This window comes from Photobacterium sp. HL06 (assembly GCF_059552575.1).
Genome location: NZ_CM183914.1, coordinates 4035921 through 4058431, shown reverse-complemented (window position 1 = coordinate 4058431; position 22511 = coordinate 4035921). Strand labels below are relative to the sequence as shown.

The window sequence follows — 22511 nt, the reverse complement described above, 5'->3', positions numbered from 1 at the left end:
AAATAGGAGATAAAAATGAAAAAAAAGAAAATTATCGTTAAACAGTATTCTTTTAAAGAATCTGCAAAAGAGTTATTTAAAAAAGTATGTGATGAATTTGAGATTGATGCTTTTTATGATGAATTCGAATTAAGTTACTTTAAACAATTCGAAGAGTTATACATTGGTGGATTGTCAAAAGTTTTTTATGACGAATCTGATTTTTATTATGATTGTTTTAAATTAAAAGATTATGGTGTTTTTTACGCTGTATTCAATGGTTGTATTTGCTATGATAATACTGAATGCGAACACGAAAATATCGAAAGATATAGAGATGATTTTTTGAATGAAGATAGAAGATTAAGAAATGGTTATGATGTTTTTCTGAACATAATTGATGAAGAATTAGTATTAGACTTTGAAAATGAACTCTATTATGAAAGTGATGATATTGAACAATATTGATTTTAAATTCTGGCGAAAAAAAGAGAAGATGGGTTTTTATCTTCTCTTTCTTTTTGTCTACACTGCTCTATTCTAAATTATAGTCTTTTTCTGGAGTTTCCACACCCCAATGGTTAGTAGCTCTAAGTATTTCCATAAACCTACCATCCATCGTCCCTTTCTTGTAAGCCTCTATAACTTCCTCTTTTAGTTTGTAGAACTCTCCAAAGCCATTTGCAGGATCAATAATATCGGGTCTTTTTTCAATTTTACTATTCTTAATTCTAAACTGGATTATTTGACCATCATTATATAACGCAATGCAAGCTCTTGAATCACTTGAAATAATAAACCCTGCGAAATTGTCGTTTATGAATTTTCTTGCTTTGCTCACTGATATAGGGTCGTTTTTATCAAAATTCTCAAGTTTATTATCACTTGAAAGCCTAGATATATTTAATTTAAAACTAGCAATTCGAGCATCGTTTTCTCTAATTTTCTTTTGAAGTTTTGAACTTTCTTTTAGATAGGTAGTAAAGTCCAATTCTTCTGTGCTATTTAGACCTTCAATGATTAAAATTTTAGATTCTAATTTTTTAGTCTGTTCTGTTATCTCTTTTATTTTTGATTTTATTTCGTTGATTTTGCCACTATTATCTTTTTTACTACTTGTGAGCATACCAAACATATTTGGAGTAGATTCTAGAAAATCATCATATTTAATTGACTTGCTAGAACATTTTAAGCCTCGTCTACCCGCACATTTAAGCATATGATAATATTTGATTCCTGATTTTAGTTTTTTATCATCAGTTTCAAAATAATACTTTTGACCACAGCCAGAACAAAACATTTTACCAGTAAAGATATTGATGGATTTTCTACCAGAAACCTTTGTTGTTTTTTTTGTTTTAGTCATAGATTGAACTACATCCCAATCATCATTTGAAATGATTTGTGGGTAGTAGTTTTTAAAGGTATCGCCTGTTTTTCTTATGTATAGATCGCCTAAAACACATCGGTTTTTTAGCAAATGATTGATCTTTGCTGAACTCCATAAGTTAGTAAAATTCTTATGTCTGCGCTTGGCTACCTGTGGGACTTTTTCAGCGTTGAGAGTTCTTGCTATCTCATTGAAAGAAGTGCCATTTATATACATTTCAAAGATTCTTTGAACGATTTTAGCTTTTTTGTTTATAACAAAATTTGTTTGTTGTTTAGTGCCTTTATTGTCAATCCAACCAGGAAATATACCAACGTATTGTATAGGCTTACCATCGTTTAAAGCGTCTAATCTAGCGTCAAAACTTTTTAAAATACGTTCTGATTTTTTTGCGCTTTCTTCATTTGCCTGAGCCATAAGCATTGACGAATACATTACGCTCATTAAGTCATTGAGGCTTTCTTTTGTGTAGATCTTTTTGTCCATCAACGTGATTACGTTAACGTTGGCTCTTAGTATCGTTCTTAATACATTTGAAGCATCGTCTAAGCTTTGTCGTGAGAGTCTATCAATCTGCTCAACACATAGATAAGCAGAACCATCAGTTTCAATAATCCCTGCCTCTATAGCTTCAAAGAAGTCGCCTAATGAGCCTTTTTTGATATGGTCAGCCTTGTATGCTGATAAGCCTAAGTCTCTCAATTCAAGGTTGTCATTGACCGTATAGCCGTGTTCCTTTGCATACTTTAATATGTCGCCAAGTTGTCTACGGTATGAGCTACCGCCAGACTGTTGTTCGGTACTAAATCGAACATATGGGTATATGATTTTTTGCATTGATAGACTCCCTAGACTATGCAAATCTTAACATAAATACTTTCCTGTTAATCATATTTAAGATTACGGTGAATTTGGCTCCGGCCGATTTACCGAAAGAAGGTGGTCGTTTTGACTTGCCGATTGCACTAGGTATTCTGGCAGCTTCCGAACAAATACCAGCAGATACCCTGAAAAATTATGAATTTTTAGGGGAGTTGGCCCTCTCAGGTGAGCTGCGCCCAGTCAAGGGGGCGCTCCCTGCCGCCCTGGCCGCGAAACGGGCTGGCCGTTGCCTGATTGTGCCCGATCGTAATGGGGACCAAGTTGCCCTGGTCGGCAAAGCGATCCATAAGTCGGCACCGGATCTACTGGCTGTTTGCAGCCAGCTGTCTGGCCAGCGGCAGCTGGACCTGCATGTGCGTAGCGAAACGCAGATAGCCGTAGATCCGCCTGTTGCTAGCCGTGACATGCAAGATATTATCGGCCAGCAACAGGGTAAGCGGGCACTAGAGATTGCCGCCGCTGGTGGGCATAACCTGCTGTTTCTTGGCCCTCCTGGTACTGGTAAGACGATGCTGGCTTCCCGGCTGCGTGACTTATTGCCTGAAATGGGTGTGGAAGAGGCGCTGGAAACGGCCGCGGTCGCCTCGCTAACCCAGCAGGCACTGCATGAGGGCAACTGGCGGAAAAGGCCATTTCGTACCCCACATCACTCCAGTTCGATGGCGGCGCTGGTCGGTGGTGGCTCGGTACCGCGGCCGGGAGAAATATCACTGGCCCATAACGGGATCCTATTTCTGGACGAAATGCCGGAGTTTGAACGCAAGGTGCTGGATTCATTGCGTGAGCCGCTGGAATCCGGCGAAATTGTGATCTCCCGTGCCACCAGCAAAACCTGTTTTCCGGCTCGTTTTCAGCTAATAGGGGCACTGAACCCCAGTCCGACGGGGTACTACGAAGGTAACCAGGCCCGTACTAATCCACAGGCAATATTGCGTTATTTGGGGCGGCTATCAGGCCCGTTGCTCGATCGTTTTGATATGTCCATCGAAATACCTGCTCTGCCGCGCGGTACGCTGGCTGAAGGCGGTGAACGGGGAGAGCCGACGGCAGACATCAAAGCGCGGGTATGGCGAGCCAGAAACGACATGCTGGCGCGTTCAGGAAAGGTGAATGCCCTATTGTCGACCCGGGAGCTGGATACACACTGTGAGCTTGCCAAGGCTGATGCGGAGTTCCTTGAGGCTGCGTTGCACCAGCTGGGGCTGTCTATCCGCGCCTACCACCGGATCATCAAGGTGGCACGGACGATTGCCGATCTGGCTGGTATAGAGCGGATTGAGCGGGGACACCTGGCAGAGGCGCTAGGCTACCGGGCGATGGACAGGCTGATGAAGCAGCTTACGTCACAGGTGATTTAGGGGAAAATGTTCCTGGTTCCTGGTTCCTGGTTCCTGGTTCTAGGAGCTAGGATTCTAACGCTGTCAGTGCGGCAGCCAGTTCGTCGAGTTGATATTCACTGAAAACGGTCACTCCATTGGCTTGTAGAGTGGCCGCGGTGAGCCCTTGCCCTGGTATTTTAGTGCCGCTGAATTGGCCGTTATAGATAAAATGGCTGCCACAGGAGGGGCTGTTTTCTTTTAGCAATGCTAGCTTGATCTGGTGCTGGCGGCACAGCTCGATAGCCTGTTGAGCCCCTAATTGGAAAGCTCGGGTCACATCCCCCCCCTCTGCGGTGATCACTTCGCCATCCGTTTGAAGCTCGGCTGGTGGCCGTGGTGTCGGCAGGCCGCCACTGACTTCAGGGCAAAGGACAATGAGGCGTCCCTGCGCTTTCCATGTTTTAAGCTGTGGGCAATCGATAAGGTTGTCCCGGCCGTCGTAGCGTACAGCCTCGCCATACAGGCAGGCGCTAATCAGAATTTTTTCCATTATGGGCACCCCTGTGTTGAGTTGGTAGTTGGTACTGATAAAAAATAAGGGCCTCAAAGGCCCTTATTGATAAAGCTTAGCAACTTACTTTTTCAGCAGGAAGTTAACCAGTTCGAAGTATTCATCGGCCGATTTGATTTTGCCCGTTTGTACCAGGTATTTGTTATTCACGATAACTGCAGGTACCCCTGTCAGGCCGCTGTCTTGGAAGGCTTTGTTGGAACGGTTAACCATAGAGTTGACGGCAAAGCTGTTGAAAGCACCATCAAAGTCCTCAGCCTTGACCCCTTCGTCGATGAAGATCTGGCGTAGCTCGTTGTCATTACGTGGTGGCTTTTGCATACCGTGGACACGGTTGAACAGTACCGGCACCATTTTGTCTTCGACATTGAGGACAACCGAAGTTGCATAGGCCTTGCTCATTGATGGACCCATTGAGCCACCCATGAAAGAGACATGGTTTTTCTGTAGCTTGGCATTGTCTGGCAGTGTTTTCTTCAGCTGCTGGATCATCGGCTCGAAGCTATTACAGTGCGGACAGAAAAACGAAAAATACTCAGTGACAACCGGATTGCTGGACTGTGGCAGATCCAACACCTTGTAATAATCACCTTCTGTAAATTTAGCTGCCTGAACAGAGAAAGACAGTAAAGCAACGCTTGCCAGCGCGAGTAGTTTCTTAAACATGTTGCGAGGTACTCCCTGATAAAAGGACTGAAATAACCAAGGTTATTGTTCCATTAGTGTTTTTAGTATCTTTACCACTGCGGCATCAGCTGCAGGGGCGGTTCATTTAAAGCGGCCAGCTGTTCTTTGAACGCCAAGACCTGCCCCTCCCAGTATTTGTTATCGGCAAACCAGGGGAAGGCGCGCGGAAAAGCCGGATCCTGCCAGCGCTTGGCCAGCCAGGCCATGTAGTGCACCATTCTAAGACCGCGCAAAGGCTCAATTAGTTGCAACTCTTTGTGGTTGAAGTCAGCAAATTCACCATACGCTTCCAGAACGGTATCGAGCTGGGCAAGCTGATCGTGGCGCTCACCGTTTAGCAGCATCCACAGATCCTGTACTGCAGGACCGTTGCGGGCATCGTCCAGATCGACAAACAGCGGGCCGTCGCGCCATAGGATATTGCCCGGGTGACAGTCGCCGTGCAGGCGCAGAGATTGCCAGTCGCTTTGCCAGTGCTGGGCAAGCTCGCGAATGAGCAGATCGAGATCGGCAAAGAAGACATTTTTTAGATGGTCGGGGATAAAGTCAGCCTCTTCCAGGATCTGCCGAGGCTGGTGAAGGTATTCATCCAGGCTGATGGTCGGGCGATGCTGAAACGGCTGGCGCTGACCGACCTGGTGGATGCGCCCGAGGAAGCGGCCGACCCATTCAAGCTGGTCAAAGTTATCGACTTCAAATTGGCGCCCGCCTAGGCTGGGAAACAGGGCAAAACGGTGCTCCTGGAAGTGTTGCAGGGTACGGCCGTCATAGGCTATCGGGGCTGCAACCGGAATATCCTGTTCAAGCAGCTCATGGGTAAAGTCGTGCTCTTCCTGGATCTGCTCATTGCTCCAACGCTGGGGGCGGTAGAACTTGGCGACATAGCGTGCACCGTCTTCGGCGCTGAACTGGTAGACCCGGTTTTCATAGCTATTAAGGGGAAGCAATCCTGACTCGGCCCGTACCCCGACACTGTCGAGGGCATCGAGCAGCAGATCGGGAGTCAGATCAGAAAAACTAAAACCATCTTGTTGTGTCATATGAACATTCCGCAGCCTGTAATGAGAGCCTGTCAGTATATACTCAAGCTACCTCAAGATGCTCGTTTCAGCGAGAATTACTTGGCTACTAGGCTAGGCACCGATTTGAAGATCTAGTGGCTCTAAATTAATAATCGGTAACAACGCATAGAAGACAAGTAAACTCGCCCTTTGGGAGTGAGGCAGCAATCCCATTTCTGCGTCAAATAACGTTGAAAGGGAATAGCCATTCCTACCGTTATTTTCCTTGAACTGAGCCCGCTGGCCTCACTCTGAATCCTGCATCTTGAGGTAGCTTGGGTATAGCATCATAATAAAAAAGGGCCGTTACCGGCCCTTCTTTACATTACTTTGCTTAATTTAACTAACCAGTTAGCGCAGCTCGCCGATGAAGCGGCTTTCTGTCCGAAGCTCTATCTTTTCGCTGTCCTCACCCCTTTCCATTATAAAGGTGATATCGGCAATCGGGGATTGCAGCAGGTAAGGGTCAACGCCCAGACTAACAGGCAGGGTAAAGACTTCACCCGCAGCAACAGTAACTTGCTGCTGGCCGTACCATTCAATCTCTTCAAGACCTTCGACCTTCAGGGTATAGACCGCTTGTTGCTGGGTCTTGTTGAGGATTTTCAGGGTATAGGTATTTTCGATCAGACCTTCTGTGTTCACCCTAAACAACTGGTTACGATCGCGGATCACATCCAGCCCCATTGGTTGCACCGAGGCCAGTAGGAAGAAGAATAACCCGATCATCGCGACCATAACGGCACCGTAGCCGAGCAGCTTCGGTCGCATGACATGGGTGTTGTGGCCTTCGAGCTTGTGTTCAGTCGTATAGCTGATCAGGCGCCTTTCATATCCCATGCGATCCATCGTTTCATCACAGGCATCGACGCAAGCACCGCAGTTGATGCATTCGTATTGCAGCCCGTCACGGATATCGATACCGGTCGGACAGACCTGGACACATAAGTTACAGTCGATGCAGTCTCCAAGGCCAAGTTCTTTGGGATCTTTTTTGCGCGGACGTGGACCACGGGCTTCGCCGCGCTCAACATCATAACCAACAATATAGGTATCTTTATCAAACATTGCTGACTGGAAACGGGCGTAAGGGCACATATGAATGCAGACAATCGAGCGCATCCAGCCCGCATTGGCATAGGTACAGACAGTGAAAAATAGTACCCAGAAACCGGCCCAGAAGCTGGCATTGAAGGTAAAGAAGTCAACCACTAGCTCCTTGACCGGGAAGAAATAGCCGACGAAAGTCAGGCCAGTGGCAAGGGCTACGGCCAACCAGGCGGCATGCTTAAGGATTTTCCTGCCGAGCAACTTGCCAGTTGGCTTCATGCTATCTTGCTTGCGCCGCTTATTGGCTGATCCCTCGAGTTTTTCCTCAAACCAGATGTAGATAAACGTCCATACGGTTTGCGGGCAGAAGTAGCCGCACCAGACCCGGCCTAGAAACGTGGTAATAAAAAACAGGGCAAAGGCCGCGATCATAAACAAGGTCGCCAGCAGGGTGAGATCCTGTGGCCACAGTGTGGTGCCGAAAAAGTTGAACTGCTGCTGGCCGATATCCAGCAAAATAGCCTGGCGATCACCATAGGGGATCCAGGGGATCCCCATAAACAGGATCATCAGCAACCAGCCCATCTTCTGTCGTAACTTTTGATAGATACCTTTTACGGCCCGGACATAAATTCGATTGCTGGGATTAAAGCGATCGGAAGTGCCTTTGTGGGTCTTGGGGTTGAACTGTTGCGGTGTGACATCCTTTATTTTGATTTTCTCTTGGCTCATGACATTACTTTCCTTGGGTTACCCCCATTTATAAATATAGCTAGGGGGTGTCGGCCGGTACATTGCCTGACCGATAATGTTGTAATTAGCGAACAGATGTTATCAGCTGATTATATTACAGACGATTTTGTTATAACTCTAACAAGGTCATAGTTTGAATAACAGATACAGATGGGATGTAGGCTGGGTATAACAGAGGGAAAAGCAATGGCTGAGCTCGTGAGCAGAGGGCCCAGCCAACGGGTTATGCGCGGTTACTTGATGATACCGCGTGCGCGTAGGATAGCTGTTTTGAAGTCATCCTCGCAGTCTTTGGCAATCCCCGGGATCATTTCCTGTTTGTCGCTATTGCGCATTTTCAGGTGGTAGATCAGGACATCATCGGTTAGCTCTTCCAGCTTTCCTTGGTATTTTGCCTCTTCTGCTAGTTTCAGTAGAAACTCTACCAGGTTGAGCTCCGGCTCTTTTTGCCATTCCGGATGCAGTAGCTCAATCAGTTCATTGACACGATGGGTCTTCATTATTAACTCCACAATAAAGGCTGGGCGAATCGCAGGTGATTCTATAGTCATAGTTTTAATGCGGGTAAATTACCCCAAACCGGGTAGTGATACAAACGCAGGGGTGAGTGAGAAGGCAGAAAAAAGCAGCCGAGGAGGCTGCCTTTGATAGTAAACCGGAGCGAGATATTAAGCGGCTTGCTCGTTGTCTGAGTGCAGGTTCGCAATAGCTTGCTCTGGGGTTGTTATCGTATGAACATCGGCAACGTGTTGCGGTGCTTTCTTGGTTTTGAAAGTCGGCGCATGAGAGGTCGCACGCAGGCGAGATGGACTACGAGGGGTACTTACATACCTGACGGGAGATGTTGGGCGCATGGTTCACCTATTGTCAGGCGCATCCGTGGCCAAAATTAATGAAATATTACCGCCATTATTTATTTGCTGGCAAAACCGATCCTGTGCGGTAATATTGGACTATTTGAATATTTTTCGCCGCGAGAATAGCAGTAAGTTATTATTAAGTCGAGTGAAAAGTAACCATAAAGTAGTGCGTTTCAGACTCCATTTGGCGGGTTAAAAGCAATAAAATGTTAGCCGAATCGGCAACTGTGAAGATAAGCCGTTTCTCGGCGAGAGCTTTATGGTCTAATGCGCGTAGCTGGCAACTATTATAAAAATAGCCTGGGAGGGAATGAATGGAACGGGAACAGCAGCGGTTAGTCACCAACCGCAATCTATCTTATAAACTGGCAGAGTCGATTGGCCAGCGGATCCTACGCGGTGAAACGATACCAGGCGATATCTTGCCGGGTGAAGTTGAACTGGGTGAGATGTACGGTGTTAGCCGAACAGCTGTGCGTGAAGCGATCAAAATGCTGGCGGCAAAAGGGATGGTACTACCCCGTCCTCGCATTGGTACCCGGGTATTGCCAAAGCGCAACTGGAATTATCTGGATCAGGACTTGCTGGCCTGGCTGAATTTCGATCAGCATACCGAGCTGGTGAATGAGTTCCAGCAGGTACGGATGACCCTGGAACCGGAAGCGGCGGCATTGACGGCAATCAATGCCAGTGAAGAAGACCGTGCTGAACTGCAATCGTTGATGGAAGAGATGTACAAGCTCGGCGAGGTGTTTGACCAGGACAAATGGATCGAAGTCGATACCCGCTACCACCAATTGATTTATTTTGCCTCTGGCAATCATTTTATTAGCCCATTCGGAAACCTGTTTAAAGCTGTGTTTGAAAGCTACTTCAGGATCATTACCCGAGATCGTGTGCTTAAGCTTGATATCCATCAGCGGATTGTTGATGGTATTTTGGCCCGGGATCCAGAGGCCGCCCGTCAGGCAACCATCGATTTGCTGAAATAAATTGTGTCACTTTACGAAACGGAGCAAGGCTCCGTTTTTTGTTTCTGCCTTTCTTCCCCGCTAATTCCTTGCAGCAAGCTGCCATTCGCTGCACTATAAACTAGTTTCATATCTTGGTTCTTGATTGAGGAGTCATTATGTCTTTGTTTCGAAAAAGTCTTGCTAGCCTCGGCATTGGTGCGGCGAAAGTGGATACCGTGTTGCAGCGTGATGTTTTGATCCCTGGGGAAAGTTTGCCTGTTGTTATCAATGTCCAGGGAGGCAAAACGGCACAGGCGGTCGATAATATTCATTTGTTCCTTTGCTGTCGCTATGAGGAAGAGGTGGTATCGAGTCAGGAGGAAAGCGAGCACCGTACTGAAAAAGTGAGCCAAACCTGTACCCTGGCAACCTGGTCGCTACCGGAGGCGTTTACCATTGAAGCCGGTGAAGTGCGTCAGTTCGATGCAGAGCTAGCGCTGCCGTTCAATACCCCGATCACTATTGGTGATGCCAAGGTATGGCTAGAAACCCATCTTGATATTCCGCTCGCGTTTGATCCCCAAGACAAAGATATGTTGACTGTTCGCCCTGATCCTTTGATGGATGGAGTGTTTACGGCATTGGAGCATGCTGGATTACGGATCCTCCAAGTGGAATGTGAAGCCGCCGATGGTTTTGCCCTGCCCTTTGTTCAGGAGTTTGAATTTGTGCCGGTGTCAGGCCCTTTTCATGGCCGCTGGCGAGAGCTCGAGGTCGTGGCTTACCGTGATAGTGATGGCCTGAAGCTATGGTTCGAGATTGATAGGCGCCTAAATGGGTTGTCCGGTATGTTGTCAGGTTTGCTCGGCCGTGGTGAGCTCAAACGCCATTGCAATATTTCCGCAGCGACCGGTCCGCAGCAGGCGGGAGAGCAGGTGCTTGCCTACCTGGATCAGGCGACCTGATAGACAACCACTCGGTGTCGAGGCAATTAATCATAACGGGTAACATTTAAATAATAATTTCAGCTTACACTTGTAAGCCAAAGTGTGCCATACTGCTTACCTATTGAGCTTTAACTCTATTTTGGGGCGGCAAACAATGGCTAAGAGTATGGCGTCAGAACCCGGGTATTCTGTGGCAGAAGAAGTGGCAAACAGTGTTAGCCATGGGTTGGGAATGATTTTCGGTATCGTGGGTTTGGTGTTGCTGCTGGACCAGGCTATCGATGCCAATGCGGATGTACTGAGCATCACCAGCTTGAGTATCTATGGCGGCAGCATGATTTTGCTGTACCTTGCGTCAACCTTGTATCATGCCATCCCTTTTGAACGGGCCAAGCGGGCACTCAAGACATTCGATCACTGTGCAATCTATTTGCTGATTGCTGGTACCTATACGCCTTTTCTGCTGATTTCACTGCGAACCCCGCTGGCAATAACCCTGATGACGGTGATATGGGGATTGGCACTGGTTGGTATTATACTGAAAATTGTATTTGTCTACCGGTTCAAGCGCCTGTCACTGGCGACCTACCTGACCATGGGTTGGCTGTCCTTGATTGCGGTGTACCAGCTTGCTCTGTCGTTATCGGCTGGCGGGTTAGTGTTGCTGGCTGTTGGCGGGGTTATCTATTCGCTAGGGGTGGTGTTTTATGTCAATAAGCGGCTGCCCTATAACCATGCGATTTGGCATGTATTTGTATTGGGCGGGACGGTTTGTCACTTCTTGGCAATCTACTACTACGTCATCCCGATTTAAGCCTGAACAGCAGAATGAAAAAAGAGAGCCGTTGGCTCTCTTTTGGATCTTGGCCTCTGGTGGTTAGTTACGCCAGAAAGCCGGAAAGAAGACCACCAGTACGGTGAGGATTTCCAGCCTTCCCATCAACATGCCAAAGCTCAGTGTCCACTTGGCTAAGTCTGGTAAGGTGGCAAAGTTACCGGTTGGACCGATCACCTCCCCCATTCCAGGGCCGACATTAGCCACAGCGGTGACAGCACCGGTGATGCTAGTGATGGCATCTAGCCCCATCATTCCCAAAACCGCAGCCACAATTACAATGGTGATAATAAAAGTCAGGGCGAAGGCAACGACCGAGCGGACAATACCATCGGTCACCGGGCGGCCGTTATAGCGCTGGATAAAGACCCCTGATGGGTGGATCAGCTGCATCATCTGTTTGCGCAGCAGGGCAAAGGCCACCTGGAAACGGAAGATTTTCACCCCACCGGCGGTTGAGCCGGAGCAGCCGCCAACCAGCATGATGAAGGCAAAGACTATGGTCGGGAACGGGCCCCAGGCGCTAAAATCTTCCAGCCCGAAGCCAGTGGTGGTGACCACCGAGATAATATTGAACAGCGAGACCCGGAAGGCATCGATAAAGCGGTAGTCCAGCTGCCAGGTCAGCCATAGGGCTACAGCCAGCCCGGCGGAGAAAACCAGTAGGGTGAACCCGCGAACCTGGGCATCACTGAATAAGGCCGTCGCCTCTTTCTTTCGCAGTGCTTGGACAAACAGCAAAAACGGCAAGCCGCCGGCAAACATAAAGGCTATTGCCACCCAGTGGGCACTGTTGGAAAAGTGGTTCATCGAGCCGTCAGAGGTCGAATAGCCACCGGTCGACAGGGTGGTAAAGGCATGGTTGATGGCATCAAAGGTATTCATGCCAGTCAGCTGGTAGCCGATAACACATAGCCCGGTCAGGGTCAGGTAGACATTGACAATGTTTTTGGCCACGCTTTTGGTACGCGGCGAGCTTTTCTCTGACCAGTCGGATGACTCGGTCTGGAACAGCCGCATACCACCGACATTCAGCATCGGCAAGATTGCCACCCCCATCACGATGAACCCGATCCCGCCGAGCCACTGCAGGGTGGAACGCCACAGCAGAATACTTGGAGCCATGTCATCTAGCCCGCTGAGCACGGTGGAGCCGGTGGTGGTGATCCCCGACATCGTCTCGAAATAGGCATCGGTAAAGCTGATATGGTTGATAAACACAAACGGCAGTGCGGCAAAGGCACTGGCGATGGTCCACACCAGGGTGGTGATCAGGAACATATCCCGCACCCCCAGTTTGAACTCAGTTGTCCGGCCAAAGGTCAGGCAGAGGAAGGCCACCGAGTGAGTGATCAGCACGGCGGTGGCAAAATCAATGAAGCCCCCAGTTCCGGTGAAAAAAGCCACTAGAGTGGGCACGTACATAAATAGGGCTATCTTGGATAAGACCAGCCCTATGACAAATAAAATGGGACGGTAATTGACCATAACTCTTTACAGGAAGAACGGGCTAGGTTGGAACAGGCGTTCTACGTCTGGGATATATTTCTTGTCGACCAGGAACATCACAACGTGATCGTCTTGCTCGATAACGGTACGGTCATGGGCGATCAGTACTTCATCGCCACGTACGACGGCACCAATGGTGGTCCCTGGTGGTAGCTTGATATCACCAATCGCCTTGCCGACGACTTTTGAGGTGCTGGAGTCACCATGGGCAATCGCCTCGATGGCTTCTGCCGCGCCGCGGCGCAGTGAAGATACGTTGACGATATCAGCTTTGCGCACATGGGTCAGTAGTGCTGAAATGGTGGCCTGTTGTGGGGAAATCGCAATATCGATGGTACCGCCCTGTACCAGGTCGACATAGGCACCACGCTGGATCAGCACCATCACTTTCTTGGCACCCATCCGTTTGGCCAGCATTGCTGACATGATATTGGCTTCATCGTCGTTGGTCACCGCAATAAACACATCAATTTGCTCGATATGCTCTTCGCTCAGCAGCTCCTGATCGGAGGCATCACCACAGAAGACGATGGTATTTTCCAGCATTTCTGACAGGTTTTCTGCCCGCTCTGGATTGCGTTCTATCAGTTTTACGCTGTAGCTTTGCTCGAGGCGGCGGGCCAGGCCGGCACCGATGTTACCCCCGCCGACAATCATCAGCCGCTTATAGGGTTTTTCCAGTCGCTGCAGCTCACTCATAACCGAACGGATATGATTGCTGGCTGCCACGAAGAAGACTTCGTCATCGGCTTCGATAATGGTGGTGCCGCGCGGGCGGATTGGCCGCCCCTGGCGGAAAATCGCCGCAACCCGGGTATCGACATGCGGCATATGCTCGCGCAGGGCTGACAGTGCATTACCGACTAGCGGGCCACCATAATAGGCTTTTACGGCCACCAGGCCGACTTTGTCTTCGGCAAAACCGACCACCTGCAAGGCACCCGGGTATTCGATCAGACGTTGGATATAGCCGGTTACCAGCTCTTCCGGGGCGATCAGGTGATCGACGGGAACCGCATCGGACTGGAACAGGTGCTCTTTTTCTATCAGGTATTCCGGTGAACGAATACGTGCGACCCGGTTTGGGGTGTTAAACAGGGTAAAGGCAATCTGGCAGGCAATCATATTGGTTTCGTCAGAGTTGGTGACTGAAACCAGCATGTCGGCATCCTGTGCGCCGGCCTCCCGCAATGTGCGGGGGTGGCTGGCAAAACCTTGTACCACACGTAGATCGTATTTGTCCTGCAACTCGCGCAGACGCTCGGGATCTTTATCGACGATGGTTATATCGTTGTTTTCACCGACCAGGTTTTCGGCCAGTGTGCCACCGACCTGACCTGCACCGAGGATGATAATTTTCATAGCATATGCCTGATGATTCTTTTCTGCCTAAGATTACTACGCTTCCGGCTAGAGGCTATATGAATAGCCTCTGATTTAGAAGGATTTAGCTTTTTATTGGGCTTTACGTAAGACTGCGTAGTAAAAGCCGTCCATGTCGTGCTCACCAGGTAAGATCTGACGACCAGGCTGTGCAACATCACTGCCAATCAACTCGGCATCGGAAGTGCGGCCGAGGAAGGCTTTAACCTGCTCGCTATTTTCCTGTGGCGTGATAGAACATGTTGCGTAAACCAAGGTACCGCCAGGCTTAAGCTGTTGCCACATGGCATCGACGATTTCTGCCTGCAGTTGAGCCAGAGCGTCAATATCGTCGGCACGGCGGAGCCATTTAATATCAGGGTGACGGCGGATCACGCCGGTGGCCGAGCACGGTGCATCCAATAAAATGCGATCAAATTGCTCGCCCTGCCACCACTTGTCCGGATAACGGGCATCGGCACACAGAACCTGTGCATTCAGATTTAGGCGCTGCAGGTTATCGTGTACGCGGGCCAGACGCTGTTCGTCACAGTCAATCGCGACGACTTGGGTATCTGGCTGGCGTTCCATGATATGAGCGGTTTTACCACCCGGTGCGGCACAACAGTCAAGGATCAGTTCACCGGCTTGCGGGGCAAGGTATTCTACCGAAAGCTGCGCGGCGGCATCTTGAACCGATACCCAGCCGTCGGCAAAGCCTGGTAGCTTGCTGACATCACAAGGGGTGTGCAGGCGCAGGGCATCCTGAGCTTCAGGGTGAAGGTCGGTTTCGATACCCTCGGCATTCAGTAGCTCGCGGTATTCGTCACGGTTGTGATGACGGCGGTTAACCCGCAGCCACATTGGGGCCTTGGTGTTATTGGCATCAACCACTGATTCGAATTGCTCTGGGTAGCTCTGCTTTAACAGCTTAAGCAGCCAGCCAGGGTGGCCGTATCGGCCTGCATCATGGCTGAGTGCCTGCTCATCAAGACTCTCCTGCTGGCGCTGGTAGTTACGCAGTACAGCATTGATCAGGCCACGAAGCTGGGGCTTTTTCAGGTTTTTGGTGGCATTGACGGTTTCAGCAACCGCAGCATGAGCCGGAATACGCATGTAACCGAGCTGATACAGACCGACAAGGATCAGGTGGTGGAAAACCCGTTGCTTGCCTTTTAGCGGTTTATCCATCAACTGGTTGGTGACCGATTCCAGTCGAGGCAGCCAGCGCAGTACGCCATAACAGATTTCCTGTAGCAGTGCCTGGTCACGTTCTCTGATATCTTGCTGGGCAGCAGGCAGGGCGTTAGAAAGGGATTGGCCCTGATCAACAACCTGATAGACCACCTTGGCTGCAGCGGCTCTTACATTCATTCGGATTTCCTGAAGTTATTTCCGTTAATGGGCTATGGCAGTGGCCAAATCCGTTAACGACAGAATATTGCGTTTCCGTGAGGCGGAAAAGAAAAGCCAGTGCAAGCACTGGCTTAGTTATTACAATACGGTACCGGGTTCGAACCAGTCACGGCGCGAATTTAACAAATCTTGGGCCTTCATGGCTTTTTTGCCAGGAGGCTGCAGCTCGATCAGGCGTAGTGCGCCCTCGCCTGCTGCGACCAGGATGCCTTGTTTATCAGCCGCTAGGATGGTTCCAGGTGCTTTGCCCTGGTTATCCGTTTCGACCTCTGCTTGCCACACTTTGATATTTTGCTCGGCAACGGCAAAGTAGCTCATCGGCCATGGGTTGAAAGCGCGGATACAGCGCTCGATAGCCGCAGCGTCCATCGACCAGTCGATTTTGGCTTCTTCCTTGCTGAGCTTTTTGGCGTAGTTGGCCAGCTCGTCATTTTGCTTTTCCGGTACCGCTGTACCTGTTGCGATATCAGCCAGGCAGTCAATTAGCGCATCCGGACCCAGGCCGGCCAGTTTTTCATACATAGTGGCGCTGGTATCGCTCGCTTCGATTGGCAAGGAGGCAATTTTTAGCATATCGCCGGTATCCAAGCCTTCGTCCATCTGCATGATGGTAACGCCAGTTTCCTGATCGCCAGCCCAGATAGCGCGTTGGATCGGTGCGGCACCACGCCAGCGTGGCAAAATTGAGCCGTGTACATTGATGCAACCCAGTTTCGGCGTTTCCAGTACCTCAGTTGGCAGCAGCAGGCCATAGGCCACAACCACCATGATATCGGCATTGAGGGCAGCCAGCTCCTGCTGGGCTTCTTCGTTGCGCAGCGAGGCGGGTTGGTAGACCGGAATATCATGCTCAAGGGCAATATTCTTTACCGGGCTGGCGGTTAACTTTTTGCCGCGACCCGCCGGGCGATCCGGCTGGGTGTAAACGGCTATAACATCATGCTGTGAAGACAACAACGCCGCCAGGTGACGGGCGGCGAAGTCTGGGGTACCAGCAAATACAATACGTAATGGTTTGCTCAAGGTAGCCTCGATTATCAGTTTTTGTCGTTAAAACGCTTAATTTTCTCTAGCTTTTGCTTAATACGCTGGCGCTTCAGTGGCGATAGGTAATCAACAAATAGCTTGCCTGCCAGGTGATCCAACTCGTGCTGGACACAGATAGCGAGCAGATCATCGGCTTCAAAAGCGAACTCGTTACCGTCGCGGTCAAGTGCCTTGACGCTGACTTCTGCTGCACGAGGCACCAGTGCTCGTGCGCCAGGTACTGACAGGCAACCTTCTTCAATACCGTCTTCACCGCGCTTTTCGGTGATTTCCGGGTTGATAAGCACCATTGGCTGATTGCGTTCTTCAGAAAGATCGATCACAACGATACGCTGATGGATATCTACCTGGGTTGCGGCTAGGCCAATACCTTCCTCGTCGTACATGGTTTCCAGCATGTCATCGACGATTTTCTGGATTTCTGGTGTTACTGCTTCTACCGGTTTTGCAACGGTACGCAGGCGCTCATCAGGGAATGTTAATACTTGCAATACAGACATAGGTACTCGTAAAAATAGACAGTGCTGAAAACTAACGTAGCTTATTTGCTCTAATTCTAGTCATTTTAAAGATCAAATAACAGACCTGAGGGGAGTTAGATGACACCATCCAAGCTGATTGGCAACGAATCTTTGCACTGTTAGCCACTTTTTTGCTCCTGCTAAATTGCTAGCCTGGAGCCAAAAAGCATTATCCATGATGCAAAGCTGGTGGAGTGACAGTGAAGTGTGCCGAAAAATGTCGATGTTAATTTGGGTGACCATAGACACCGGCAAGGAGTAGTGCCAATCTGCCAGTCTTAACGCTGCTCAGGGGGCAGGCCCAAAGGATACTGGGTCAGTGCAGAGCTGGCCTTGCGACTATTATATTTAGGTATGCTCAGGGAGGACATAACATGAGGCCGCTTGTCTTTTACTTGGCACTTGTTGTGTTTCCGTCGCTTGCTTGGGCCAGTTTTTCCCAGCCTCTTGTAAAAGACGGTATTCCATCGGTATATACCGTGAAGGAAGGAGATACCTTGTGGGATATCTCTGCACATTTTTTTTCGACCCCCTGGCTATGGCCTCAGTTATGGCAGGCTAATTCCTATATTGATAACCCCCATTTGATCTACCCCGGGGATCAGTTGCATTTAGTCTGGGTTGAGGGGCAGCCGACACTTCAGCGGAAAAAATTAGTCAAGCTGTCACCCAAAATCCGGATCAAGCGAGCGCCCATTACCACGTTGCAGGAATCACTGCTCTTACCCTATCTGGTCGAACATAAACTATTGACTCCTGCCCATCTGGAGCGCTTGCCAAGGGTGTTGGGAGATAGCAATGAAAAAGGTTACATGTCTCTTAATGATACGGTATGGGTCGATACCGCTTTGGAGAGCGGTGAATTGTGGCGGGTGTACAGGCCGGATGTTGAATTTAGCCGTAACCAAGGGCTTGGCGAGGATGTTGGGCTTGCTCAGGTGATGGCGCTGAAAGAAGTTGCCAGAGTCAAAATCGATGGGATAAAGGGAAATGTTAGCAGGGTTAGTGTTCAATCCTTCCGGCAGGAGATCCGCCAGAATGATGTGCTATTGCCGGCTCCTTTGCCTGGATCGGAGATGGCACTCAGCTTTGCACCGTCCGCACCGCCTGTAGACGTACAGGCTACGGTATTGGGGCCCCTGAATGGCCAAAATTATATAGCGACCTCGGAAGTCGTGGTGCTTGACCGGGGTCATTTGGATCGTGTCTCAGCAGGCAATATCTTCCAGTTGTATCGGTCAGGTGCCAAGGTTGAAGGCGAAAAAGGCGACTATCGGTATCAAAGTAGCGGTTATGCCAACGATCAGCATCAGCTAAGCGAGATAGTACTCGGTGAAGTGATGGTGATCCGGCCCTACGAGTATTTCAGTTTAGCGGTTGTGACGAGGGCGACGGAACCTTTTAGGGCGGGAGTCATGGCCTTGCCGCCGCAACACCCTATCCCCAATGCTGCTGAACGATGAGTGAATTAGAAAGTTGGCTCACGTTGGCCGCTGTGCCGTCTCTGGGCGGTAACCGTATCAGCCAGTTATTGCAATATGCCACTCCTCGGCAGCTTTGCCGGATGTCTGCCGAGCAGCTTCAGGCTATTGGGCTTAAACCCCAGCAAATATCATGTTTGCTACAACCGCAATACCAACGCATAGATCGTTGCCTGCAGTGGGCTGAGCGTGAGCAACATACTATATTAACTCTCGATTCGCCTGGTTATCCGCCATTATTGAAAGAGATTGCCTCGGCCCCTCCCTTGTTGTTTGTCCATGGAGAAGCGCATTGGTTACATGAACCGCAGATTGCGGTGGTTGGTAGCCGATCGGCAAGTATTGATGGCCGTGAATCGGCCTATGAATTTTCGGCCTCGTTGGTAGCTGCTGATTATGTTGTTACCAGCGGCCTGGCACTGGGCGTGGATGGCCAGGCACATTACGGGGCCTTGAAAAATGGCGGAGCTACAATAGCGGTACTGGGTTCGGGGTTGGATCAGGTTTACCCTGCCCGTCACCGCAAGTTGGCCCATCAAATTGTCGAGCAAGGTGCGTTGGTATCGGAGTTCTGGCCCGATGAAAAACCGCGGCCGCAGAATTTTCCACGGCGCAACAGAGTGATCAGCGGACTGTCTGTTGGCGTATTAGTGATAGAGGCTGCAGAGAAAAGCGGTTCCTTGATCACCGCTCGTTATGCGTTGGAGCAAGGCCGGGAAGTTTTTGCCCTACCCGGCTCCATTCATTACCCCGGGAGCCGAGGAAGTAATGCATTAATTAAATCCGGTGCTAAATTGGTAGAAAGCCCGGTCGATATCTTTGAAGAGGTGGGTACCCTTACGGAGTGTGTGAAAAGTAACCAGTTAGACTTGTCGTTACCACAACCTGAAAATGAGGAATTGCCATTTTCATCGGTGTTGGCTAACGTAGGCAATGAAGCAACACCCGTAGATGTAGTTGCTGAACGCTGTGAACAACCCGTACATGAAGTTATGATGCAATTGTTGGAATTAGAATTGCAAGGTGTTGTCACTACAGTGCCCGGTGGCTATATCAGAACGAGGAGGGGCTAGTTATGATGGATATCCTTATGTACCTGTTTGAAACCTATATCCACAGCGATGTGGAGTTGCTGGTTGATCAGGACGAACTTTCAGATGAGCTGCTGCGTGCCGGTTTTCATCAGGAAGATATCTATAAAGCTCTGACATGGTTAGAGAAGCTTGCTGCATTGCAAGATACCGAGAACACCCCTTACATGAATAACAGTGCAGTCACTTCTATTCGTGTATATACCGCGCAGGAAATGGCGCGGCTTGATACCACCTGCCGTGGCTTTTTAACTTATCTTGAGCAGGTCCATGTACTCAGCGGTGATACCCGTGAAATGGTGATTGACCGGGTGATGGAGCTGGAAGCCCCTGAGTTTGTGCTTGATGATCTGAAGTGGATTATCCTAATGGTGCTATTTAATGCGCCAGGCAACGAAAGTGCCTATAGCCAGATGGAAGAGCTACTGTACGGTGTAGAAGATGGCTATCTTCATTAATTGAATCTCCCTGGCTGGCGAATGAAAGAGTTGTATGTCTGGTAAAATTAACGATCAATTGTTTTCGGCTCATGAACATGCCTTGGAGCAGGAACAAAGCTGCCCCCATTGTGGTGCCGAATTGGTCATTCGTAACAGCAAGCGAGGGCCTTTTTTGGGCTGCGCCGCGTACCCTGATTGTGATTACATCAAACCGTTGAATCACAATGATGGCCATGTCGTGAAGTATTTAGGCAAGCCCTGCCCGGACTGTGGGGATGAGCTGTTACTTCGACAAGGCCGATATGGCATGTTTATTGGTTGTGCTGGTTATCCGGCATGCCACCATATCGAATCGCCTGAGAAAAAAGCCGAAGATACCCATCTGGCTTGCCCGTTATGTGGTAAGGGGCATTTGATGGAGCGTAAGTCTCGCTATGGTAAGGTTTTTTATGCCTGTGATCAGTACCCTGGCTGTCGTTTTGCAGTCAATAATAAGCCGGTTGCCGGTCAGTGCCAGCGGTGTGGGTTCGGTTTGCTGATCGAGAAGAAATTAGCGAGTGGCATTAAACACCAGTGTGCTGATAGAAAGTGCCATGCCTATCAAGAGTAATGGCCCCGCCTTCACAATGTCATGATAAAAAAAGCCAGCAGAAGCTGGCTTTTTGGGTTTTAGGCACCAGGCTTTCTACTGGCTAATGGCCGGAAATGCAGCTGGATCTAGGTGGTCTGCTAGCTCATTTAACGTGTCTTTCAGACCAGCCTGAGAATTGGCACATACATTGATATGGCCCATTTTACGTCCAGGGCGCTTTTCTTTGCCGTACCAGTGAATATGGCACTGTGGCAGGGCCATCACGGCATCATCGAGGGTATCTTCGCCGAGAATGTTGACCATGGCCGTTGGGCGCAGCAGCGACGTATTGCCTAACGGCATGCCACATACGGCGCGTAGGTGGTTTTCAAACTGGCAGGTTTCGGCTCCTTGCTGGGTCCAGTGGCCGGAATTGTGTACCCGCGGTGCAATTTCATTGACCAGCAGCTTGCCATCGACATCAAAAAACTCGATAGCCAATACACCGATGTAATCCAGAGACTCTGCCAGTGCCCGGAACATGGTTTCAGCCTGGGCTTGCAGTTCACAGTTTCCTTCCTGTGCCACAGAGAGGCTAAGTACCCCGTTGCAGTGGATATTTTCAGTAAGCGGATAGATAGCGATACTGCCATCTTTGCCTCGGGCACCGATTAAGGACACTTCACGGTCAAAAGACACAAATTCTTCAGCCACAATGGCCTGATCAGGCGTAGTCGTGAGAAAGGTGCTAATTTCCTGCCAGATCTGCTCAGTGTCTTCATGGGACTTCAGTCGCCATTGTCCTTTCCCATCATAGCCACCCAAGGCACTTTTTAGCACCATGGGAATGCCGACGGTTTCAATGGCGTGATCAAGATCATCGCGGGTATTGATGATTTGGTACTTTGCATTGGCAACCCTGGCGCGATCGAGCAGGATCTTTTCCAAACGGCGGTCGCCGCCAGCCTTGATGGCTTCGGTAGTTGGCCGGAATTTACCGCTGGCTGCACAGGCATCGAGGATATCGTGGGGGATATGCTCAAATTCTGCGGTGATCACATTGGCGTAGGTGATTGCCGTATTCAGCCCTTTCATCATTAGCTGTTGAGTCAGCGGATGGACCACATGCCCGGTACCCACGTCATAAGCGAATACTTCAATATTTAAAGGAGCCCCGGCCAGTGCCATCATTCGTGCCAGCTGTCCTGCTCCAAGCACCAAGACCTTCATTATGCATCCTCTGCTGGGTTGGGGTTACTCAGCACTGTATCGGTTTGCTCTTTGCGAAAGGCATCAATGGCCGCCATGACAGTAGTGTCCTGGGTGCCAATGATTTGAGCGGCCAGTAAGCCGGCATTGGCCGCACCGGCATCACCAATTGCCAAGGTGCCTACCGCGACGCCTTTTGGCATCTGGACAATAGAAAGTAGTGAATCCATGCCTTTGAGCGCGCGGGACTGAACGGGTACACCCAGTACCGGTACGCTGGTAAAGGCCGCTGTCATGCCAGGAAGATGCGCTGCACCGCCAGCACCAGCAATGATGACTTTGATGCCGCGTTCGTGGGCACTTTCTGCATACTCAGTAAGTAGATGTGGAGTACGGTGAGCAGAAACCACTTTGGTTTCATAAGGCACGTTGAAGCGGTCTAGCATTTCAGCTGCATGCTGCATGGTTGGCCAATCTGACTTTGAGCCCATGATAATCCCAACTTTCATCCCGATCTCCTTTGGGTTGCATAAAATGAAGGCATGTATATGTATTCTTTTGCGCGCATTATACGGTG

22 protein-coding genes and 1 pseudogene are annotated in these 22511 nt (G+C 49.6%); 9 read left to right on the top strand and 14 right to left on the bottom strand.

Annotation, left to right across the window (positions count from 1 at the left end):
- Positions 1–15: 15 nt before the first annotated feature.
- Complete coding sequence (locus tag AC51G0_RS18355; protein ID WP_496300115.1) at positions 16–447, top strand: hypothetical protein; 432 nt, start codon at positions 16–18, stop codon at positions 445–447.
- Positions 448–514: 67 nt separating this feature from the next.
- Here AC51G0_RS18355 and AC51G0_RS18350 read toward each other — a convergent pair whose 3' ends face one another.
- On the bottom strand, positions 515–2206 hold the full coding sequence (locus AC51G0_RS18350; protein ID WP_496300114.1) for a recombinase family protein: 1692 nt from the start codon (positions 2204–2206) through the stop codon (positions 515–517).
- 59 nt (positions 2207–2265) lie between these two features.
- On the opposite strand from AC51G0_RS18350, the pseudogene AC51G0_RS18345 reads away from it, so the two are divergent.
- Positions 2266–3609, top strand: a pseudogene (locus AC51G0_RS18345) (YifB family Mg chelatase-like AAA ATPase); the annotation flags it as partial.
- A gap of 46 nt (positions 3610–3655) precedes the next feature.
- On the opposite strand, the gene AC51G0_RS18340 reads toward AC51G0_RS18345, so the two are convergent.
- From AC51G0_RS18340 to AC51G0_RS18315, 6 genes are all read right to left on the bottom strand, one after another.
- Positions 3656–4120, bottom strand: coding sequence for a 2-thiouracil desulfurase family protein (locus AC51G0_RS18340; RefSeq protein ID WP_496300113.1), 465 nt, complete (start codon positions 4118–4120; stop codon positions 3656–3658).
- 84 nt (positions 4121–4204) lie between these two features.
- Positions 4205–4807, bottom strand: a complete 603-nt coding sequence (locus AC51G0_RS18335) for a thiol:disulfide interchange protein DsbA/DsbL (protein ID WP_496300112.1) — start codon at positions 4805–4807, stop codon at positions 4205–4207.
- A 71-nt stretch (positions 4808–4878) separates the two neighbouring features.
- Positions 4879–5868 carry a serine/threonine protein kinase gene (locus AC51G0_RS18330; RefSeq protein WP_496300111.1) on the bottom strand — a complete coding sequence of 330 codons (990 nt, stop codon included), beginning with the start codon at positions 5866–5868 and terminating at the stop codon, positions 4879–4881.
- 372 nt (positions 5869–6240) lie between these two features.
- Entirely contained in the window at positions 6241–7671 is a 1431-nt protein-coding gene (gene ccoG, locus AC51G0_RS18325; protein WP_496300110.1) for a cytochrome c oxidase accessory protein CcoG, read from the bottom strand.
- Positions 7672–7925: 254 nt separating this feature from the next.
- Complete coding sequence (locus AC51G0_RS18320; protein ID WP_496300109.1) at positions 7926–8192, bottom strand: YihD family protein; 267 nt, start codon at positions 8190–8192, stop codon at positions 7926–7928.
- A gap of 168 nt (positions 8193–8360) precedes the next feature.
- Positions 8361–8546 carry a hypothetical protein gene (locus tag AC51G0_RS18315; protein ID WP_496300108.1) on the bottom strand — a complete coding sequence of 62 codons (186 nt, stop codon included), beginning with the start codon at positions 8544–8546 and terminating at the stop codon, positions 8361–8363.
- A 320-nt stretch (positions 8547–8866) separates the two neighbouring features.
- Here AC51G0_RS18315 and AC51G0_RS18310 point away from each other — a divergent pair, with 320 nt between their 5' ends.
- From AC51G0_RS18310 to trhA, 3 genes are all read left to right on the top strand, one after another.
- Positions 8867–9544, top strand: coding sequence for a FadR/GntR family transcriptional regulator (locus AC51G0_RS18310; RefSeq protein WP_496300107.1), 678 nt, complete (start codon positions 8867–8869; stop codon positions 9542–9544).
- Positions 9545–9681: 137 nt separating this feature from the next.
- Complete coding sequence (locus tag AC51G0_RS18305; RefSeq protein WP_496300106.1) at positions 9682–10470, top strand: sporulation protein; 789 nt, start codon at positions 9682–9684, stop codon at positions 10468–10470.
- Between the two features lie 136 nt (positions 10471–10606).
- Entirely contained in the window at positions 10607–11266 is a 660-nt protein-coding gene (gene trhA, locus AC51G0_RS18300) for a PAQR family membrane homeostasis protein TrhA (protein ID WP_496300105.1), read from the top strand.
- A 63-nt stretch (positions 11267–11329) separates the two neighbouring features.
- Here trhA and AC51G0_RS18295 read toward each other — a convergent pair whose 3' ends face one another.
- The 5 genes from AC51G0_RS18295 to def all read right to left on the bottom strand — a co-directional run bounded on the left by AC51G0_RS18295 (position 11330) and on the right by def (position 17121).
- Positions 11330–12775, bottom strand: coding sequence for a TrkH family potassium uptake protein (locus tag AC51G0_RS18295; RefSeq protein ID WP_496300104.1), 1446 nt, complete (start codon positions 12773–12775; stop codon positions 11330–11332).
- Positions 12776–12781: 6 nt separating this feature from the next.
- Complete coding sequence (gene trkA / locus AC51G0_RS18290; protein ID WP_496300103.1) at positions 12782–14158, bottom strand: Trk system potassium transporter TrkA; 1377 nt, start codon at positions 14156–14158, stop codon at positions 12782–12784.
- Between the two features lie 93 nt (positions 14159–14251).
- Entirely contained in the window at positions 14252–15532 is a 1281-nt protein-coding gene (rsmB, locus tag AC51G0_RS18285) for a 16S rRNA (cytosine(967)-C(5))-methyltransferase RsmB (protein ID WP_496300102.1), read from the bottom strand.
- Between the two features lie 120 nt (positions 15533–15652).
- The gene (fmt, locus tag AC51G0_RS18280; protein ID WP_496300101.1) at positions 15653–16597 is read right to left on the bottom strand and encodes a methionyl-tRNA formyltransferase; all 945 of its coding nucleotides are present in this window, start codon (positions 16595–16597) and stop codon (positions 15653–15655) included.
- A gap of 14 nt (positions 16598–16611) precedes the next feature.
- Positions 16612–17121: a peptide deformylase gene (def, locus tag AC51G0_RS18275; RefSeq protein WP_496300100.1), complete on the bottom strand. Its 510-nt coding sequence runs from the start codon at positions 17119–17121 to the stop codon at positions 16612–16614.
- A gap of 395 nt (positions 17122–17516) precedes the next feature.
- Here def and AC51G0_RS18270 point away from each other — a divergent pair, with 395 nt between their 5' ends.
- Genes AC51G0_RS18270 through AC51G0_RS18255 form a run of 4 tightly spaced genes read left to right on the top strand, consistent with a single transcriptional unit; the run spans position 17517 to position 20764 of the window.
- Positions 17517–18605, top strand: coding sequence for a LysM peptidoglycan-binding domain-containing protein (locus AC51G0_RS18270; protein WP_496300099.1), 1089 nt, complete (start codon positions 17517–17519; stop codon positions 18603–18605).
- Positions 18602–19696, top strand: a complete 1095-nt coding sequence (gene dprA, locus AC51G0_RS18265; RefSeq protein ID WP_496300098.1) for a DNA-processing protein DprA — start codon at positions 18602–18604, stop codon at positions 19694–19696. Before AC51G0_RS18270 ends, dprA begins: the two co-directional genes overlap by 4 nt.
- A gap of 2 nt (positions 19697–19698) precedes the next feature.
- Positions 19699–20172: a DUF494 family protein gene (locus AC51G0_RS18260; protein WP_496300097.1), complete on the top strand. Its 474-nt coding sequence runs from the start codon at positions 19699–19701 to the stop codon at positions 20170–20172.
- Between the two features lie 34 nt (positions 20173–20206).
- Complete coding sequence (locus AC51G0_RS18255) at positions 20207–20764, top strand: DNA topoisomerase family protein (RefSeq protein ID WP_496300096.1); 558 nt, start codon at positions 20207–20209, stop codon at positions 20762–20764.
- Between the two features lie 75 nt (positions 20765–20839).
- Here the strand turns inward: AC51G0_RS18255 and AC51G0_RS18250 are convergent, their stop codons facing one another.
- Positions 20840–21955, bottom strand: coding sequence for a 5-(carboxyamino)imidazole ribonucleotide synthase (locus AC51G0_RS18250; RefSeq protein WP_496300095.1), 1116 nt, complete (start codon positions 21953–21955; stop codon positions 20840–20842).
- Complete coding sequence (gene purE / locus AC51G0_RS18245; protein WP_496300094.1) at positions 21955–22443, bottom strand: 5-(carboxyamino)imidazole ribonucleotide mutase; 489 nt, start codon at positions 22441–22443, stop codon at positions 21955–21957. The genes AC51G0_RS18250 and purE overlap by 1 nt, the downstream gene beginning before the upstream one ends.
- Positions 22444–22511: the final 68 nt, after the last annotated feature.